Annotated in this window: 13 protein-coding genes, 1 pseudogene and 1 CRISPR repeat array (1 of these 15 cut by a window edge); of the genes and pseudogenes, 5 read left to right on the top strand and 9 right to left on the bottom strand. The window is 64.1% G+C overall.

What is annotated here, in order from left to right:
• Positions 1 to 311: 311 nt before the first annotated feature.
• The gene (locus tag IEY60_RS00420; RefSeq protein ID WP_189022590.1) at positions 312 to 512 is read left to right on the top strand and encodes a hypothetical protein; all 201 of its coding nucleotides are present in this window, start codon (positions 312 to 314) and stop codon (positions 510 to 512) included.
• A gap of 772 nt (positions 513 to 1,284) precedes the next feature.
• Here the strand turns inward: IEY60_RS00420 and IEY60_RS00425 are convergent.
• The gene (locus IEY60_RS00425) at positions 1,285 to 2,004 is read right to left on the bottom strand and encodes an NADase-type glycan-binding domain-containing protein (RefSeq protein ID WP_189022592.1); all 720 of its coding nucleotides are present in this window, start codon (positions 2,002 to 2,004) and stop codon (positions 1,285 to 1,287) included.
• 223 nt (positions 2,005 to 2,227) lie between these two features.
• Positions 2,228 to 2,443: a hypothetical protein gene (locus IEY60_RS00430; RefSeq protein WP_189022594.1), complete on the bottom strand. Its 216-nt coding sequence runs from the start codon at positions 2,441 to 2,443 to the stop codon at positions 2,228 to 2,230.
• 245 nt (positions 2,444 to 2,688) lie between these two features.
• Here IEY60_RS00430 and IEY60_RS00435 point away from each other — a divergent pair, with 245 nt between their 5' ends.
• The 4 genes from IEY60_RS00435 (at position 2,689) to IEY60_RS00450 (ending at position 5,113) form a co-directional block, all read left to right on the top strand.
• Complete coding sequence (locus IEY60_RS00435) at positions 2,689 to 3,003, top strand: hypothetical protein (protein WP_189022596.1); 315 nt, start codon at positions 2,689 to 2,691, stop codon at positions 3,001 to 3,003.
• 54 nt (positions 3,004 to 3,057) lie between these two features.
• The gene (locus IEY60_RS00440) at positions 3,058 to 3,978 is read left to right on the top strand and encodes a phosphotransferase (protein WP_189024716.1); all 921 of its coding nucleotides are present in this window, start codon (positions 3,058 to 3,060) and stop codon (positions 3,976 to 3,978) included.
• Positions 3,975 to 4,205, top strand: a complete 231-nt coding sequence (locus IEY60_RS00445; protein ID WP_189022598.1) for a helix-turn-helix transcriptional regulator — start codon at positions 3,975 to 3,977, stop codon at positions 4,203 to 4,205. The genes IEY60_RS00440 and IEY60_RS00445 overlap by 4 nt, the downstream gene beginning before the upstream one ends.
• Positions 4,206 to 4,417: 212 nt before the next feature.
• The gene (locus tag IEY60_RS00450) at positions 4,418 to 5,113 is read left to right on the top strand and encodes a hypothetical protein (RefSeq protein WP_189022600.1); all 696 of its coding nucleotides are present in this window, start codon (positions 4,418 to 4,420) and stop codon (positions 5,111 to 5,113) included.
• A 980-nt stretch (positions 5,114 to 6,093) separates the two neighbouring features.
• Here the strand turns inward: IEY60_RS00450 and IEY60_RS00455 are convergent.
• The 7 genes and pseudogenes from IEY60_RS00455 to istA form a co-directional block, all read right to left on the bottom strand.
• Positions 6,094 to 11,043, bottom strand: coding sequence for a tetratricopeptide repeat protein (locus IEY60_RS00455; RefSeq protein ID WP_189022602.1), 4,950 nt, complete (start codon positions 11,041 to 11,043; stop codon positions 6,094 to 6,096).
• A gap of 24 nt (positions 11,044 to 11,067) precedes the next feature.
• Positions 11,068 to 12,294, bottom strand: coding sequence for a CHAT domain-containing protein (locus IEY60_RS00460; RefSeq protein ID WP_189022604.1), 1,227 nt, complete (start codon positions 12,292 to 12,294; stop codon positions 11,068 to 11,070).
• Between the two features lie 148 nt (positions 12,295 to 12,442).
• A complete protein-coding gene (locus tag IEY60_RS00465; protein WP_189022606.1) occupies positions 12,443 to 13,867 on the bottom strand; it encodes a hypothetical protein in 1,425 nt (474 codons plus the stop codon).
• A complete protein-coding gene (locus IEY60_RS00470; protein WP_189022608.1) occupies positions 13,864 to 15,249 on the bottom strand; it encodes a hypothetical protein in 1,386 nt (461 codons plus the stop codon). Before IEY60_RS00470 ends, IEY60_RS00465 begins: the two co-directional genes overlap by 4 nt.
• Positions 15,250 to 15,403: 154 nt before the next feature.
• The gene (locus tag IEY60_RS00475; protein WP_189022610.1) at positions 15,404 to 15,610 is read right to left on the bottom strand and encodes a hypothetical protein; all 207 of its coding nucleotides are present in this window, start codon (positions 15,608 to 15,610) and stop codon (positions 15,404 to 15,406) included.
• A 397-nt stretch (positions 15,611 to 16,007) separates the two neighbouring features.
• Positions 16,008 to 16,475 (bottom strand): annotated as a pseudogene (locus IEY60_RS00480) (ATP-binding protein); the annotation flags it as partial.
• Positions 16,475 to 17,716: an IS21 family transposase gene (istA, locus tag IEY60_RS00485; protein WP_229739589.1), complete on the bottom strand. Its 1,242-nt coding sequence runs from the start codon at positions 17,714 to 17,716 to the stop codon at positions 16,475 to 16,477. The pseudogene IEY60_RS00480 and the gene istA, both read right to left, overlap by 1 nt.
• A gap of 543 nt (positions 17,717 to 18,259) precedes the next feature.
• Positions 18,260 to 18,468: a CRISPR direct-repeat array (repeat unit 29 nt; unit sequence GGGCTCATCCCCGCTCGCGCGGGGAGCAC) (it continues 615 nt past the right edge of the window).

Below are 18,468 nucleotides of genomic sequence, written 5' to 3' on the forward strand. Positions count from 1 at the left end.
CGGCCTGCGTCACAGGGCTTCCTCTGCCACTGCTCCGTCGACGCCGTTTCGCCTCGGCGATGGAGCGCGTCAGCTCGCGGCCCGGCTCTACAGTGTCCCTCTTGTCGAATTGAGTTCTGGCGCACCACGCCTGCGTGATGTCGGGTTGCCATCCGGACCATCGACATCGCCCAGCGCAAATCTCGGCGGTTGCCATCCATCTCGGCGCCACCTCATCCAACACCGCACCCGCGGGATCCACCTCGACGGCCCAGGCGGCGGCGGTGTCTGCTGAGCCCCCGCCCGACCCCGCGCCGTCTCTTCGCCGGTGGGTGAACACCAAGATCGCCGCCGCCTACATCGGCATCCATCCCGAAGTGCTGCGGCGCTGGGCACGCCAATCAGGAAAGCACGCATGGCTGCCCAAGCCCATCCGAGTCGGAAAGGAATTCCGTTGGGACATCAACGCACTCGAAACAGCCCTGGCAAACCTGGACGACCAACCACAGGAGCACGACGATGAGACGGGGTAGAGCGCCGCGGCCTCACGAGGTGCTGGACAAGGCGCAGCGACTTCGAAGGGTCGTCCTTGTCGTCGATGACCGTCGTGCCGGAGGTAACAACGGTGCTCCATTCGATCCGTACTCGCCACTTCACGTGCTCGTTGGTGCGTACCCCCACACGATGAAGACTTCGTAGTCCTGGTGCTGGTCCGGTAGGGGAACTTGATCGGCTCGGCGCGCTCGCTCGGGAATCGTTCAGCACCGTCGGAGGTTTCGAGGGGGCGGGGTAGGTGAATGCGATCGCCGCGACCTCCCGGTCCCCAGGCGAAGTTGTCGCCGCGGGCTGCGCGCCAGCGCGGGAAGCACTGAGACCTCGAGGACTTGCTCGACGCTGAGTGGGCTCATCCCCGCTCGTACGGGGCCGACCACGGCCCGGCCTTGAGCTGGCCGCCGCAGTCCGGATCATCTCCGCGGGTGCGAGCCGACACTTCTTCACCTGCAGGTTTCCAGGACAGCCAGCCCGACTTCATTCACTTCGATTCTGCACTGCGACGGCCAGAATCAGGCCAGCATCTCCCCCAAAGCATTCGATCCACACTCCACCCATGCGGGCACGACCGCTGCTACATCTAGCCCGAAGGTAACCATCGTAGGCATCGGCGATTCGGGTCGTGTCTGTCACCCACCAGATGACCTCTCTCCCGTGTCCGAGGATGCGAGACTCGATCACCGGCGGAGTCGCATATGCCCCAAGCTTCGGCGGCACCCACCGCGGCTCCGGGGAATCCTCGCCACGGAACTGTCAGTCGGCAGCATAAACTGCTACCTCGGCTACAGCTGTGTCCTCAAATCGGTCTTGCCCCAAGCTAGGATAGACCTTTTTGATGGTTAGCTCGATCATGGTGGTCGGGCCAGCCGGAATATTCAGCTGCTGAGATTCAAGAAGATCGTCACCAGGAGGATCTTTCAAGGTTGATCCAGACATGTTCCCCTGGTCAGTGCGAACATCGACGGTGCGAACGCGCCCATTCCTCTGAAATAGTTTAGGTTCCAGCGGATATCCATTTACTATGCAGAGAAGTCGCACATCATAGGTTCCCGGCAGCGTGATAGTAAGTTTTTGCCCTTCACCGAATCCGCCTACTCCTTCAACCCATGCCGTTCCCGGGTCCTCATCAGCCGCGCGAGCTGGATCGAAATGGTACGTCCTACTAGGAGTTACAGTCTCCGGCAGGAATGACGTAGCCGATATTTCGCCGTGAACGAGTTTGAGGCTTTTAGGATTTTCGCAGCTAGGCCCTTGCCACGTGCTGGACACGGTCGTCCATAACTCGGGTAGGTTATCGGCGATTTTAACCCCCAGTGCACCAACCACTGCGGCAACCAGCAGGGAAACGATATTCAGCCCTGATTTAACCCAGCGACCGCCATTACGAGCGTGGGCGCCGTAATGTGCGACAACGCGGGGCGAGCTGGATAGCCGCGAATCGTCCAGGTCTGGCCCTGATATTTTTCTCCCCATGGATAACTCCTCTGCGTCGTGAAGTGCAGATCATCCCGACTGGGGTGTCGGGACGGACACGGAACTCACTCAGACCGGGCGATGGTCGTGGAACGACCTGGATTAGCAGATCCGAGCATCCGGAGTTCCGCTACCACTGCATGCTGCGGCGGATTGTTTGTCGACTTGTTGAGACGTGACTCCAATACTGCACTCCTCACCGCAGTTCGACACGAGTAGTCGGCTACTCGAAACGGCTCGGGTCCTGCTTTTTCGGCGCACGTCCGACGGCGTCGACGATCGCCTTCGTGAAGTCAACTCCTACGTCCGCGCCGACCCACCCGAAGTCGTCACCGGTGGCTAAGGGGAGTGACGCCGACGGCGTCGACATCACGCGCGAACAGTCCGAATGCGCGCCGTGGTCGAAGAAGCCGGTTACCACCACCGTCGGTTCACTCAACGCGAACACATTGCGAGCAAGCAAGATTCACCATGGATCTCCACTAGTAAGCTGCCCGAGACAGCGTTCGGCAAGTACGACGGAGGAAGTGGTATCGTCGCCATCGATCTATCAAAGGTTGGCAGTTTCACCGACGTTTCTGCGGGATTCCCAGGAAAGGGGCGACTGGACTTCTACGCGAGAAAGGACTTGGAAGTCCTTATTTACCAACATGTCCCACCCGAAGCAATCATAGGATTCTGGCAATGAAATACGATTCACCCGAAGTTCTGGAAGCGCTCGACCTGGCCTGGGACCTCGAGCGAGGTTTTCTCGGGAATCTGCGCGATGGCAGATTCGTTCCAGAATTGGGCGACGCCTATCTCGAGTTGCTCCGATCCATCGAGATACCCGAAGGGGAACGTCTTCATTCGGACTTCGTCCGTCTCCTTTGGTTTGCTCCGCAGTTCTCTGAATGGCAAATCAAACGCGCGGTCGATCGCGGCGCGGACCGCATCGAAGTTTCCAAATATTCGGACCTTATCTGGAATGCCGTAACAGAACTTCTTGGCGCACCCTAGAACCGAAAGAATTATCCGATGCCATCGCTGTTCCATCGGGGACACAGTGACGCTGTGTCGACGAATGATCTGCCGGACTGGCTACCGGACTGGTGTTCAGCCCACCTCGGCGATGAGCCCGTCGGTGTGCTGTTCGTACTACGTCGAATGTCTGCGGTGTTCGGGCTGCGGATGGCCAGTGGCCGCGAGATCGTGGTGAAGGCACGTGATGACGACGGTCGGGCAGCATCGTGCGTGGCTGCACAGTTGTGGTTGGCCGAGCGGGGATTTCCCTGCGCCGGTCCGCTCACGGCCGCTGTCGGCGTCGGTCGACTGGCCGTGCACGCCGAACGCTATCGACCCGGCGGTGCACTGCTGCTGGGCGACTCCCCTGATGTTGCCGCGCAGTACGCAGCCGTGTTCGCCCGGTCGATGGACGAACTGGCCGAACTCGCCGTCGCTCCGCCGCTGCCTAATCCACGCTGGATACGTTGGGATCACACAGATCCAGGGTTGTGGCCGGCAATCGCGCAGTTGGATACTCAGGAACAGAGTGTCGTGCCCAGGTACGTCCTCGACGCGGCCGAGCGGGTCCGCGAACGGATACTCGCCACCGATCTGCCGTACGTACTGGGCCACGGCGACTTCGAAGCGCAAAACCTGCGCTGGCATGGCAGCGACGTCTGGGTGGTGCACGACTGGGACAGCCTGGCTTGGCAGCCGGAAGCAGCGCTGGTGGGTGCGGCAAGCGGGACATTTGCCAGCGTCTCACCGCCGGCCCTGGCATCGATCGAGAGCTCCGCAGCATTCCTGGAGACCTATCAGAAACTACGTGGGCGTCGACTCACCGCCACGGAGCGGGAGGTGGCGTGGGCAGCCAGCCTCTGGCCCGCGGCGCACAATGCCCGCTGGGAAGCGGTGCATGGTGGCACCCCGTTGTGTTGCGCGGCCGTCCGCATCCAGGCAGCAGAGCGCCTCCGCCGCGCCAACGCGTGACCGGACAGGCCTCGGTCGCGACCATATTTGACGGGAATTGCCTGGCGCCACCGACGCGGGCGAGCTGGTTGACCGAGGAGCCGGCCGCAGGCATCGCCGATCGGATCGGCTACACCTCTCCGTCGCACTTCACCGCGAGATTCCGTGAGGCATCGGCAATCACACCGCGCGATGCCGTCAACGGCACCGAGGCTCGCCAAATTGCCGCCGCGGCGCGCCGACAGTGAGCCGACCAAGATGGCTTGCGCGGGCCAAGGCTGTGATCGAAACACTGCCCCGCCCCCTGTGACGGTGCCTACCGCTCCGTTGTAACGACCCCACGCTCGACGTCAGGTCACAATTGCCGTCTAACTTCAGCAACTAGACCGCAAATACTATGGTGGTGTGGCGCCGTCCTGGTAATGCTGTTCAGGACATGGAGGGACGATGAATCGCATCGATGCTCACCGCCACGGCCTCAGTGGGTGTTGCCACACCGATCTATCGGCGCGCCATGAGCGCGTTTAGCCGCGAGCCTGAAGGGCGGCCTCGCAGCGGTGAGATCGACTTACTGGTGTGGCAGGAGGTCGCCCGGATCCGCGGCGAGTGGATCGTCGATCCATGTCTGAGCACGATCGAACGCACGCTGGGTATCGATGAGGAAGCCAGGCAACTCACTGCCCGCATCAGCCAGCGCGATTCCCATCTTCTCGACGAACTGATCGCGGGATGGATCAAAGCCTACGATCGGATCCCGACGGCCGATACCATCGCTTCCTTCGCGAACGCCGCACACGCCGACGCCCGCAGACAAGTGCTGTGCGAGGACCTGTACTCACTGATCCCGCCGGAATCAATCGCCGAACGACACCGCGCCGCCAGGTCCGCGAGCAGGCCACATCAGGGAGCTGCAAGCCCTGATCCGCACCGCTGGCGAGATCGGACCGCCGCGGCCTCGCCAATGGCCGAGTCCATCGTCCTGCGCACGTGGCAGACAGCCCATTCCGCGGACTTCATCCTGCTCGCCCTGGCCCTGGTCGACGTCCGTCTCCAGGATAGGCTGCCGATCCCGGTCACGCCGCTGGACCCGCTCGCAGAGGTATTGACCAGCCTCATTCACGATCAACTCGTGGCCCAAGGGCTTCCACCAGCCTGACCACGCATCATGGAGGCCACCGTCGACGGCCAAATCTCTCAACGACCCTTGCCGACCAACACTCCTGGCACATCCCAACTCACCCGTGACCGTTCGAATCCGATTGTCAACGCCGCCAGCCTGCGATCAACGTAGTGGCGAGGGCATAGCCCAGTGCGACACAAGTTGGCCTGAGATCGTTCCAGCACACCTAGTCGCCAGTCGGCGTCGACTCCCGGAGGCTGTGACGAGCGTCCGGGTCGGGGTGGGGCAGAAGTATCCGCTGCTGATCGGTCTGGTGCCGGAACTGATAGGCGGTGGCGTTGACGCGGAGCACGCCACTGCGCCGGGCCCAGTCGAGAAAGACTGCAGGTCTGTCCGGAAAATCCCGTCAGACTTATGGCGGCACTCCGCGAATCGCTGTCGCCGGCCGCCGCCGACCTGGCCCACCGAGCAACTCCGCGAGAAACAGCGCGGGTCGGCGAGGAACCATCAGAGCAAGGAGAGGCTGCTCAATCCACTACACCGAGACTTTTGTCCGCAGCGGCGGCCGAGGAGTAGCTCTAAGCGTGTGTCTGGCGACCTCGCCGCGAATCAGGATGCGCTGCAGATCGTTACAACGCCAAGTCAGCTTCGTTCCTCAGCGCTGCAACAGCTTCGTCGCCTGCAGGCGGTGGGTCCGGCCGGCCAGGCATGTACTCCGCAGCTCCATGGTCGCGGTGCCGTCATGTTTCGCCGTCCCAAATCAAGATCGCCGCGCCGGACCGTCGCCAGAGTTCATCGACATACGACGTCGCGCGATTCACTGGCACAACAAATCCCGATACGGCCGCCACCGTGACCAGCCCCACGACAGCGGCAGCAGAGCGCCATCTTCCCTGCCGGTCGTGCCGTGAACCACGACTGATGTCCGCGGAGTTGGCAGCGCTCGAGACCTGCAGCGTATGAAGGCAATCGGCGCTGGTGTGGTGTGCAGCAAATGGGTTGATCGCCCCGGCGGCTCACCAAGTGCGGACTGGTGAGGGGCGCGCGACAGGGCGGTAGCGCAGATCCGCCTGACGGTAGTAGCGCTCGAGGGCCAGGCGGCCATCGGGCATCAGCAGCATCGGCGGTGGGCTCATCGGTAGGTGGTCGGCGGTGAAGAACATGCCGGCGCCTTCCTTAACAATGTCGTCGACGTCCTCGCTGGCCGCGATCTGATTCCCGTCGTCGAGACCGTGAGGGTCGGTTGACTGTGTGTTCGGATGTGCGGTGACGGAGTGCACGCCAGAGTTCAGAACCGTTTCTACGAGGTCGGCGAGGATGGTGGCGGTTCCCAGTTGGGCTGCGCAGGCGAATGCGTCGACGAGATAGCTGCGTACGGTGCGCGTCCAGGCGTGACGGGTGGCTGCCTTGGGGAACTGAAAGCGTTGTGCGTCGAGGAAGATCAGCGCTGGCAGTGAATCCTCCAGTACCGCAGCTAGTTTGATGTACCGCTGGTAGTCGACCAGTCCTTCGAGCTGGCATCGCCGGAACTCGATCGAAGCGAGGGCAAGGTCAACGGAGGCGATCGAGTTCTGCAGTCCGTGCTCGAGGTAGACCGCGCGGGCACGCCGGAAGTAGTCGGTAGCCTCGGCGAACTTGAGTAGCTGCGAATACAAGGTGCCGAGGTTGTGGGCGCAGGCGGCCACGCCGAGCTCGTCGCCGAGGCGTTCGAAGGCATCCAGGGCACTGCGGTGGGCGTCTATGGCGAGGGTGTGGTGTTGGCGCGCTGAATGGATGTTGCCCAGGCTGACATCGCATTCGGCCACTCCGGTGAGGATTCCCAGGCGGGCGAACTCCGCGCGCGCCGAGGTCTGCCACTGTTCGGCTTCATCTAGCTGCTCCACCCTGGAGGCGAGGTCGCCGAGGGTGTGTTCGCAATCGGCAACAGATCGGCCGATCTCGTGTTGCTTGTAGATCTGCCAAGCTGCGGCGACAGCCTCTCGCGCTTCGCTCACACGGCCGGTCTTCTGGTAGACCGCGCCGAGATTTCGCTGGTTTTGTGCGGTGCCCAGCGCATCATTGCGTTCGATGTTCACCTCCCGGGCTTGAAGCAGGTACTGCTCGGCCTGGTCGTAGCGCTCAAGGGTTTCCTCGAGCAGCCCCATGCTCGCCAGGCAGTTGGCGATCATCTCGGCCAGATCATGGCTGCGGGCGGCGGAGAGGGCGCGGGTGAGGAGATCGCGGGCTTGGGTGTAACGGCCCATGCGGCGGTAGAGGGCTCCTAACCCTTGTTCACAGGTGATCCGGAGTCCATCCATGCCCAGGGTGCTCGCCGCCTCGAGTGCGGCGGTCAGTGGCGCTTCACCGTCTTCGGGGCGATCGTCCGACCACAGGTAGACGCTGCCGAGCAGGTAGTTGCACTGGGCCAGGTCTTCCGGCAGATCCAACGCTTGAAACTGTGCGCGCGCGGACTCGAATGCCGCTGTAGCGGCAGGGAATTGTCCGAGCGTGCGGTGGGCTTGGCCAGCGAGGCGACGGCTGCGTGCAGCTTTTTGGTGTTGTTCGTGTTCGTCGTAGATCTCTATCGCGTGGGCGAGCACTGTCAGGGTCTCGTGGAAGCGGCCGGCGCCGAAGTACATGTCGGCCAGGTCGAACTCGCAGTCGGCGACGTCGGTGTCCCGGCCGAGGCGCTGGAATGAGGTGCGAGCATCGAGGTAGTAGGCTTCGGCCGCATCCAAACGCCCTGCGCGGAGCAAGATCCCGGCATGGGTCCGGCTGCTGGTTGCGCGCCAGCGGTCGAGACCGAGCTCGACATAGATCGCTGAGGCTTCGGTGACCGCATGAAGCGCGGCGTCATGGTTGTCGGGCTGCTCCATCCGAGTCACCGCCGACAGCCACAGATTTTGGGCCAGCACGAACTGATGTCGCGTACCGCGTAGCTGAGCGATGGCACGCTCTAGACATGCCACCGCCTCGGCATTGAGCCCTCGTTTGAGTTGAACTCGAGCAAATCCGTTGTGACACTGAGCAATTCCCAGCCGATCGTCGACTCGCTCGAAGAAAGGCAGTGCCTCGTTTAACCCGGCTTCGGCCTGGTCGATCTCGCCGACGGCGACGTGCACCATTGAACGGTTCAGAGTGGAGACTGCGACGCGGTCGGCGCGACGGCGCGCTGTGAACATCTCCTTGGCTCGGTCGAGATACTGCGCGGCGATGTCGTATCGTTCGGCGATGCGGTTCGCATCCCCGGCGCTGGCCAAACATTCAGCGAGACCGAACAGATCACCAGAGTGCTCATAGTGAGCGATCGCGGTGTCGTAGCTGTCTATTGCTGTGGTGACGTCGGCGAGGAGATTGTGTACCTCGGCCATCGACCGAGTGCACAAGGCGAGTAGGGAAAAGAATCCGGTGGCTCGATAGCCTTCGGCAGCGCGTTCGAAGTAATCTAAGGCCTTCGCGTAATCGCAGGTTTCGCGCGCTGTGTCGCCGAGTGCGCGATCGCATTGTGCAACCAGCAAATCGTGGCCCTCGTAGTGGGCCCGTGCGTCACGGAACGCACCGAGTGCCGGTTCCCATTCGTCCTTCTGCAGATGATCGATTCCCAGGCGGTAGCGCTCGTGCCCTTTGTCGAGCTCGGTGTCCTGCCTGGCCTGGTCGACCGCGGCAGGATGCTGCCTCAAGTCCGTCAATTGCTTCCCGGCTTGCTCGATCACCACTGTGTGGGACAGGTGCATGGCCAGGTGCCGTGCGGTGGAGTAGCTCTCGATTGCTGCTGTGATGTCACCGCGGGCGCGATGATCGGATCCGATATTGAATTCGCAGGCTGTGACCTTGCCGAGGGCACCGAGCCCGCGCAGGATGGTGCGGGCTTCGAGACGGTTCGACAGCGCTGCTACCGGGTCACCGCACCCGGCATGGGCGTCGGCGAGCGCGGTCAAGCAATCAGCGGCGGGCTGGTGCTGTTTGTGCTGACGGAACAATCGCGCGGCGTGGGTGAGGTCCGGCACCGCGTCCAGAGGCCGGTCGGCATCCAGGAATTGGCGCCCAGCCGCTTGGTGGGCGGCTGCGCAGCCGAGCTCGCAGGCTTCGGTGCCGACGGTCTCGCCGGCGATGCGATGCAGATCGGCGGCGCGTTGCAGCGCGGCGGCTGCGTCGGCGAAACGTGAGGTCGAGATGTGCATGTCACCGAGAGCCAACAGGCATCTGCCCGCCTCTCGATGGTGATGGTTGTGCTCGTAAAGATCGGCAGCGCCGGTGTAGGCGTGGGTGGCGGTGTCATGGTCGCCGAGGGCGCGGGTCAGATAGGCCTGTTGTTGCAGACAGGTGGCCGCGTCGGAGTCGAGGCCGATGCTGCGGTAGCGCTGTGCCGCGTCGTGAAATTGTGGGGCTGCCTCAGGGTGCTGCCCGGCGTCTCGCAGCTGTATAGCCCAGGCGCGCACCGTTGCAGCGCTGCGTCGTTGGCACTCAGTGCTCGCATCGACCCGGTCGGCCTCGAGGTAGCCGGATCGTGCACGGTCCCACGCAGCCACCGCATCCTCGAGTCGTCGGGCTGCGGCGTGGGCGCGAGCAAGATTGTCCTCGCAGATGGCGATTTCGATGGCTGCCGCGTCGGCGTTGTCGTAGCGCGAGCGCGCGGTGGTGTACGCCTCGACTGCGGCATCATGGTCTCCGCGAGTGAGGTGGATGTCGCCGACGCGGGCGTGGCAACCGGCGGCCCAGCGGTGGTCGGCGAGGTCGTCGTAGAGCTGGCAAGCTTCGGCGTAGCAGTGCAGTGCAGCGTCGTGGTTTCCTGCTGTGCGTTCGCGATCACCGATCGCGACGATCGTCGCGGCGTGGCTGCTACGTGCGGAGCGCATGGGTTGGTCTTGGCCGAGGCGTTCGTAGCCTTGGGCAGCGCTGCGAAAGGCGTCCGCTGCCGCGCGGAGCATGCCGCGCTTGTGCTCGATTGCTCCGATGTTGTTGTCGACTTGGGCGACTTTGTCGGGCAGGTCGGCTTCGATCAACAATGTTCGCGCGATTTGGTATTCGACCAATGCGGCGTCGAGGTCGCTGAGGCTGAGTATGGCGGCGGCAAGGATGCTCGCCGACCCGGCAGCAGCGAGGTCACCGTTTTGTCGGGCAGTGACGCGCGATTCGACGGCTAGGCCGACGGCTTCGGGGGAACGATCGGTTCTGTGTAGCAGCAACGCCAGCACAAGCAACGGCGAATGCACAGGGCCCTGGGCAGGGCTGCGATAGCCTTCGATAGCGTGGCGCAGGTGCTCCTCGGCCTTGACAATACGGCCCTCGCGAAGGTGGATCCGGCCGATGTTGTCGTGGCATTGAGCGACACCACGGCAGTTGTCGGCGTCGGCGAAGCTCACGCGAGCTTGTTCGAAGGCGGTCATCGCCTGCTCGAGATCACTTGCGGTGAGGTAGCCCACCGCATCGGTGTGCAGACGTTGTCCGCGCGCATCGCTGGCGGCTCGGCGTAAGCGCTGCGCTTTGTCGTCCAACCCCGCTGCGGCGTAGTGCTGCGCGGCGCGTTGCAGAGTGTCCTCGGCGGCTGTGAACTGGTGCTCGCGCAGATAGGCCGATCCCAGCACGGCATCGGTGTCGGCGACCCGGTCGGCCATCTCGAGTGAATGGAATATCTCGCGGGCTCGTAGGCAGTGGGCCTGAGCGTTGGCACCGTGGTCGCGGGCAAGCGCTGCGGTCCCCGCCAGCAGGGCACAACCGGCAGCCTCGGTATGAGCACTGTGTTGCTCATAGGTGGCCTCGGCGGCGCTCGCGAATTCCTCACTGCCGTCGTAGCGCCCGGCCTCGTACAATGCGGTGGCGCGACGCAGGTCGAGTTCGGCAAGCCTGAAATGGTCCTCCTGGTTTGCGGTCAATGATCGCGCCTGGTCGAACACGCTGTCTCCATCAGCGAATCGACCGTGCCCGTAATGGTCGATCGCGGTGGCGATTAGTGCCGAGGCGGTGGATTCCCAGTCAGTCGATCCCATGATTGCTGTGCTTTCGGTGTGCGATCAGATCAGGGTCTCAGGTGGCGCAGCCGCAGGTGACGTGCGGTTGGGTGCGTGGGTGGTCATCAGCGATGCCCACACCACCGGGGCTACCGCAATATCTCCGCTGGCTTTCCATCGGGTCAAGCATTGCAGTTGCCATGCGCGCATACGCGTGATCGGGTCAGGATCGTTGTGGGCGAGGTCCACTGCAAGTGCCAGATCGGTGGTGGGCAGCACTGTGGTGCGGTTCAGGCCGGGGTGGGCACGATGGAAGGCGTGATCGGTCGGGAGCGCCCATCGTGTGGTGGTGACGGTTTCGGCACCGGCATTGAGCATCGCCATGACTAGCCCGAAGGGTTCGATGGCTCGGTAGTCTGCCCCGCCCTCGCAGGCGATGACGGCGACCCGGTTGGGCATCTTCCAGATCTCGTATCCGGCGCGGCCCTGTTGGTGCCGCCATTGCGCCAAGCCGTGTTCGGGGGCACCCGCGGTGCCCAGCAGCATATCTCGTGCGGAGAAGGGCCGATGTTGGCTGTCGGGTTCGATTCGATCGCCATCGCCCATCGGTGCGGCCCATCCCCAACTGGTGGACATGGTGTCGCTGAGATGGATGGCCGCCGACCCCGGGTTGCCGGGATTGGCGGTGACGTGGCCGAAATAGAACAATCTCGCCAGTCGCGTGGTGTCGAGCAGTTCGGCCAGCTGCCGACGGTCGATCGTCGGGCGCACACACGGGCCGCTGAACTCATCGACACCGATGATCTTGTCGTCAGGGTAGGCCCCGAGATGTTTCTCGAATGCTGCGGTTCCGGCCACTGTCAGCAGCTGGTGGAGGCCGGCTGTGGAGGCCGGCAGCTGCGGGTCGACGATGTGCAACGCGGGCAGCTCGGAGACATCGGGCCAGTCGAGCGGGTTACGACCCCGGTGGGCGTACAAGGTCGAGGGTGGGTCGTACTGGATGATCGCGTGTTCGATGAGGCGGTACTCGTCCTCGGCGAGCAATTCCCACGGCACCCTTGACAGCCGCGGGCTGGGGGTGACCCGGATCCGGATATTCTCGCCATCCCGGATTCGTCGGCGCAGTTGACTTCGTAATCCGACGGGCAGCACTGTCTGCGCCAGTTGTCGGCACAGTCGCTGCTCCTGGTCGAGGTTGACGAGCTCACCGGCCACGAGGGTGCGGTGCAGTGTTTGCTCCTCGGTTTCGCCGTCGACTGCGGTGGGCAAACTGCGGTCGAGCCGGGCCATGACCGCGGCCGAGTGCTCGGGGCTGACCACGTCGGCGTAGGGAATGGTCGGAGTATCGAGCCACCGCCACGCAACATAGGTCTCACCAGCGTCGACATAGCGGAGCAGCAGATCGACGGTGCACGGTGTGCTCATGCTGTCTCGGCTTCTACAGCGCCGTGTCCGCCGATTGCGGCGGTAGCAGCTCTGCGAGAGTCAGTGCGTCCACACTGGAGACCGGTGCGGTGAGTTTGCGGTTGACGAACTCACGGATCGCGTCGCTGCGTGCATCGAGATGTACCAAACGCGGGTCTGCGTGATCCATGTCGCGGGCCAGCACTCGCAATGCGTAGTTGGCGGCGCTGGCATCAGAACGGGCTTGTTGACGAAGTGCCGTGGCGGCATATTCGGCGGTCGCCAAAGCAACAGGGTCGGGTGCCGCCAATTGCAGGATTGTCGCGGCGTGGCGAACCGCTGCCCATGCTTGCAGCATCAGGCGATCCGCTCTGACCAGGGTCCGCCCAGTCAGGTCGGTTCGAGTGGTGTCCACGAGGGTATCGGCGCTGGTGACGCCGAACCGCAGGTTGGCTGGGGGGTGTCCTTGACACGACATGGCAGCGGTGAGTGCGCTGAGGTCGTTCATCACCGTCATCGGGGAGACACTGATCAGGTGGCCCGAGTGCGCATCGGTGGCGAAAGCCAGCAAGTTCTCGGCTTCCTCGCTGAAGGGGTCACAATGGGCGGCCAGCCGAGCTGTGAGGGTGACCCGGTCCGGGTCGCTGGTGCGAGCGAGGCGTAACTCGGGCACGTCGGCTCCGCGCCATTCGAACACGCGGGCAGGAACCAGGATCGGGTCGATGGCGGCGTAACCGAGCAGGTCGGCATCGCTGGCCGTTGACGTCGTCTGGGTCTCGCCTGCGTGCAGTGCGATGTTCGAGCGTTGATGATCGGCGTCGTAGCCGCCCCACTGAGCCAGCGCATGAATCAGCGTCTCGTCGGCGACTGCGTTGCCGATGGTCAACGACGCAATCGCAGCGAGGTACTGCGAGGGCCGCTCCGGCGTGCTCGTGGCCTTGAGCAGTTCGACGACGCGCTCGGTCACCGCAGAGGGTCGGTTGTCGGATCTGCAGTAGTCGACGAGGTCGTCGAGGGTGGTGTCGGCCATCGGCAGCAGGCGGGTGAGCGCGTCGCAATCGCCTGCCTGAGTGGCGGCAAGCGCCTGGTCGAGCTCGAGGATCGCTTCGTTCATCGGCCGCGGCAGCCACCGGCGTACCGCGATCACCTCCGCAAGGTGCGCCCACGCCGCCGCCAGCACCGGGGTGTCCCAGTCCAGTGCGTGGTCGCCGACGGCGGCTCGCACCGAAGAGGTGAAGCCGGGCATCCCCACAGCGTCATCCAGCAGTTGGTCGGGGCCGGTAGCCGGAATGGACCAAGCCAGCGGACAGTGGGTGAGTGCAGCGTCGACAACGACCGCAACCGCGCCGCGGGTGTGCATTTCTACCGGTACGACAGCGGCGCTGCGGGCAGCGACCCACTCTATGCGATCGTTGCTGCGCGCCAGAATTCCCGCGATCACTTCCACTGAGGCGGTCATCGGTCCTCCCACAGCTCGGGTTCGCCGCACGCAATCTTGAGCATCATCATTATTGCGGCCACTGCGGTATCCGGAGTGCGTGAGAGCGCGTAAGGCACCACCGCACCACCGTGCGCATCGATATCTTCGCGCCACCGAGCTTCGATTTCCTCGGCGAGCCCTGCGGACGGTCCGCCATCGCGCAGGATCGCCAGCAACGTCGTCTTCTCCCAGGAATCGGTGGCGTCATCCGGTGCTTGAGAGCGGTAGCCGCGCACGCGCTCGATGCACCGCTGCATCGCAGGGGAAGACTGGGGGCCGTCCGGGCCCGCGGCTGGTTCCATACCCGACTCCCGCAGCGATTCCAGAGACAATGGGGTGGTCGAGTCGCGGCTGCGACGTTGACGGTCCTTGCTGGCGTACTTGAAACTCGCCTTGTAGATCGCGGTGACGACATGACTGTCGGTGAGTGCCAGGTGCCCTTTGGCGAGCTTGTTGGCGACGGTGGTGATGGCTTTCTCGTAAGCCAGTGGAGCGTCGAACAGAAACGCTCCATTGCTCAGGCCGAGTTCATCTTCCACCGGTTGGAGAGAGCCGTCGGCAGCGTGCCTTGTCGGTGGCAAAGCTCCATCGCCCCAGTGACGTGCAACGTCGCGAGTCGCCTCGGCCATTACGATCGCGCGGGCAGTCTCGCGATGATCCTTGTCGTGACCTTCCCGGGGTGGCTGTCCGACTCGGTCGGCGAGCCGGTCGGCGTGAGCATGCCATCGTAAAGCATGGTCGTCATCGGCACTGTCGGCGGCGAGATCGGCAAGCCATCGCAGCTTGGTGATGTAAGCGTGCACGACTGCCCGATACGGTGCGGCGATTTCGGGGCAGGGGTCATCGCCAGCAGCGTCGTCTAGCTGGTAGCCGGTTCTCAGGTACCGGTTCGTAACCGTGCGGTCGGCCAGGATCCCTGCACCGACGAGCGCATGACGGGCCGCCGGGGGAAGGCGGTCGGCGAACTGCTTGTGCTTCTCGTTGTACAGGCCACGCGGGATGCCCGCCACGCGAATTCTGGCGAAGACCTGGCGGTAGGAGCAACTGCGGTGTGCCAGCGGCGAAACCAACTCCTCGACGAGCGCCGCGTACTGCTGCCATGTCGAGGGTTCGGCGTTACTCAGGTACTCGTCGACGGCTATGGCACAGACCGTCGCGCTGAACACAGCCCTCACCCAATCGCGTTGCCCCAGCGCCGTCGACCATCCGTGAACTTCGCGCTGCTGCACCCGATTCGGGCACGCGGGAGATAGAGGAGAGGTCAGCACCCACGCCTGCAGCACGGAGTTGCGAGACAACCCCGGGCTATGAACGTCGAACCAGGCTGCGCGCTCGTCGACCGGGTCATTGTGTGCGGTCACGGAACTGGACACTTCCCCTTCGAAGCGGCAGGGATCGTCGTTGCGGCCCCGCCTGCATCGACTGCGCCCCAGCGTATCTTACGAAAATGGGCCCGGGACCGGATCGAGATGATCCGGTCCCGGGCCCGAGGAGCGCGGCGGCGGGGACAGTGCGTCAGCGGCGGTTGAGAACCGTGCCCAGCAGCCGATCGATCTTGTCAAGCGTGCGGCGGGCATCCCGGCGCCGCTTTTCGGTGCTCGCTGCGACGGCCACGATCACAACCGCCAGAACGACGGCGACGATCGCGCACACCACAGCGGCCGCTGCGATGGGGTACACGGTGAACAAAGTACTGAGCAAGGTGAACAGAGCGGTGGTCATGACGTCCTTCGGTCGGTGTGAGCCTGACACCAGACACACCGCCGCACCCCACGCCTTCCGGATGTAGAGGTAGCAAAGCGCGCCATGGGAATCGGCCGGGCGAAGCGAAGACCCCGTGTACGGCCGATCTCGCGAACAACCTCGTGTGCACCGTTCCGCCCCATTGGAAGTGGCCGCCGAGATGGCGCTCGTGGGGCCGACCCGCAGCAAAGACGCGGTCGGCTCCAATCTGATCTGGCCCGCGTCACCCCGCGACTGCATGACGAAACAAGTTGTCCGCACCCGGTCGCCGATCGTGCGGAGACGTCTGGGCCACCGCATCGGAGTCGGGTATCAGATCCGTAACCGAAGGCGCGCCCACTCCGAGACGAGACCTTCCCCTACATTCCTACGCCGCCGCCACAGCGAGCCTCGACACCCATTCCGCAGCAGTCGCGAACGCGACACGATGCCCGGCCTGGCAGGCCCGGATCCCCAGCCCGATCGACAGATGCGTCTTGCCGGTCCCGGGCGGACCCAGGAACACGACATTCTCCTTGGCAGTGATGAAATCCAACGTCCCCAAGTGGGTGATCGTGTCCCGCTTGAGGGACCGTTGATGGTCGAAGTCGAACTCTTCCAGCGACTTCCGAGACGGGAACCGGGCCCCGCGGATGCGGCCCTCGCCGCCGTGGGACTCCCGCGCGGAAACCTCCCGCTGCAAGCAGGCTGCCAGGAACTCCTCGTGACTCCAGCCCTCGGTCCGGGCCCGCTCGGCCAGCCGCTCGACCGCGTCAGCCAACGACGGCGCTTTCAGAGCTCTTGCCAGATAAGCGATTTCAGAAGAGACGTTTCGCGTTGCCTTCGCCGCGGTCTTGGTGGCCATCAGGCGATCTCCTCGCTGCCGCTCGCCTCGTCGAGGTCGAACATGCGGTCGTAGTCGGAAAGACTTCGGTGCTCGACATCGGTGTCGATCGCGGGAACCGCGACCAGGCGCCGGGACCTGCGAAGATCAGCGGCCGCGGCCGCGTGCTCCGGATCGGTGATGGTTTGATGAGCTGCCCAACACCTTTGATGCCGAGCAAGTTCGGCCCCTGCATGGGTGATCACCACCTCGGCAAGATCGGCGCGGACCTCCACTCGCCGGCCGATCGCGGCCGGATGAACCGAGTAGTCGTTGGAATCCAACCGGACGTAATGGTCGCGCGGCAGCCGTGTGGTGAGCCGCCAGCCGACCACCGGATCCACCGGCGGCAACTCGAGCATCGCCTGCCGGTCGGCCTCCCAGCGGTCGATCGGACGACACTCCAGCCGGCGATGGTGACGATGGTTTGCCTTGGCCAGCCATTCACCGAGCTGAGCGTTGAAGTCAGCTGGCCCGGTGAACGCGCGGCCGGGCAGGAACGAGGTCTCCATATATCCGTTCGCCCGCTCGACCAGGCCCTTCGATTCAGGGTCGCGAGGCCGACACTGAATCACCCTGATGCCCAACGTTCCCCGGAACGCGTTCATTGTCTCGGTCAGCTGGGGTTTGCCACCGCGCCATTGCCCGACTGCGGATTCGTTGTCCCAGACCAGCACTCGCGGGACGCGACCCCAACCCGAGATCAGTTTCCAGTGCCCAGCCAGCAGGTCCGGGCTCTGTCTGGTCGGGATCATTGTCGCGGTCATGATCCGCGAATAGCCGCTGACCATCACCAACACCGGCGGATGGCCGGCATGCCCGAAGCCCAGCGGGACATCGACCGGCGGGAACCAGAGGTCGCACTGGGCGAGCTCGCCGGGCTGATACTCGGTCCGCGATGCCGGGTCGACCGGCTTGAACAGTGGTCGTAGTTGCCCGACCCGCTCGAAGAACACGGTCTTGCCGCGCTGCCAGCCGACGCGTTCCATGATCACCGTGGTGGGCATGTCCGGGAACTCCGCCAGGACCGCCCGGATCAGCGGCTCGAACTCATCGACCGCCGATCCTCGTGGTTTGCGCTGGTACTGCGGTGGCTCGTGGGAGCCCAGCGCCTTCTTCAGCGTGTTCTTCGAGATCTTCATCCGACGAGCGATCGCGCGAATGGCCATACCTTCAGCGCGATGCAACCGGCGGATCTCCGCCCAGTCCTCCACGTTCAGCACCTCATGATCGTTCACGGGGTGGGTCAGCATTCACCCGGAATCAGAGGGTCAGTCTTCAGGCGGAAGCGACATCTCGTCGAGGCGGCGTGCATCGCGCTCCAGGTCATCCGGCCATGTGGGGTGTCAACCAGGCCGATTCCACGAGTGGGTAGACGTCACGCCAATTAGTGGTGACTTAGTAGGGGGAAAGAGTCAGGCCGGGTTCCGATGAGTTCTCGGAACCCGGCCTGACCTGCGCATATTGTGGAGCTACGGGGAATCGAACCCCTGACCTTCTCGATCCATGGTTCACGTCGTGGGTTCCTTCGGTGATCAAGGCGCGCTGATCGCGCCTGACATCTCAGTTCACCAACCCAGAGGTCCTCGGCCAGCGCGGACCCGACCCTGTGCGGTTGGACCAGTCGACCTCGACCGATCACACAGCCAACGCCAAGCCCGTACCCCGACCTTCGAGAGACTTCGGGCGTTTCACCATGCTGTCGGACTAATCCCCCGCTCGCGCGGTGTGCACAAGGCTAAGACCGACCTGGCTGCGTGGTTCAAGGGCTCATCCCCGCTCGCGCGGGGAGCACTACGCGTCTACGCCTTCTGTAGTTACGAGCTAGGGCTCATCCCCGCTCGCGCGGGGAGCACAGACGGCGGAAGAACGTTCGCGCCGTGGTCGTGGGCTCATCCCCGCTCGCGCGGGGAGCACGTACCCCGTCTCGGGTACCGGGGCCGTCTGCTGGGGCTCATCCCCGCTCGCGCGGGGA

The sequence above is a fragment of the Nocardia rhizosphaerihabitans genome (genome assembly GCF_014646295.1).
In the GTDB taxonomy this organism is placed as follows: domain Bacteria; phylum Actinomycetota; class Actinomycetes; order Mycobacteriales; family Mycobacteriaceae; genus Nocardia; species Nocardia rhizosphaerihabitans.

Coding starts and splice junctions, on each gene's coding strand:
- IEY60_RS00465 (WP_189022606.1), bottom strand. CDS start 13,867: ATGACCGCCTCAGTGGAAGTGATCGCGGGAATTCTGGCGCGCAGCAAC.
- IEY60_RS00460 (WP_189022604.1), bottom strand. CDS start 12,294: ATGGCCCGGCTCGACCGCAGTTTGCCCACCGCAGTCGACGGCGAAACC.
- IEY60_RS00475 (WP_189022610.1), bottom strand. CDS start 15,610: ATGACCACCGCTCTGTTCACCTTGCTCAGTACTTTGTTCACCGTGTAC.
- IEY60_RS00435 (WP_189022596.1), top strand. CDS start 2,689: ATGAAATACGATTCACCCGAAGTTCTGGAAGCGCTCGACCTGGCCTGG.
- IEY60_RS00425 (WP_189022592.1), bottom strand. CDS start 2,004: ATGGGGAGAAAAATATCAGGGCCAGACCTGGACGATTCGCGGCTATCC.
- IEY60_RS00450 (WP_189022600.1), top strand. CDS start 4,418: ATGCTCACCGCCACGGCCTCAGTGGGTGTTGCCACACCGATCTATCGG.
- IEY60_RS00455 (WP_189022602.1), bottom strand. CDS start 11,043: ATGGGATCGACTGACTGGGAATCCACCGCCTCGGCACTAATCGCCACC.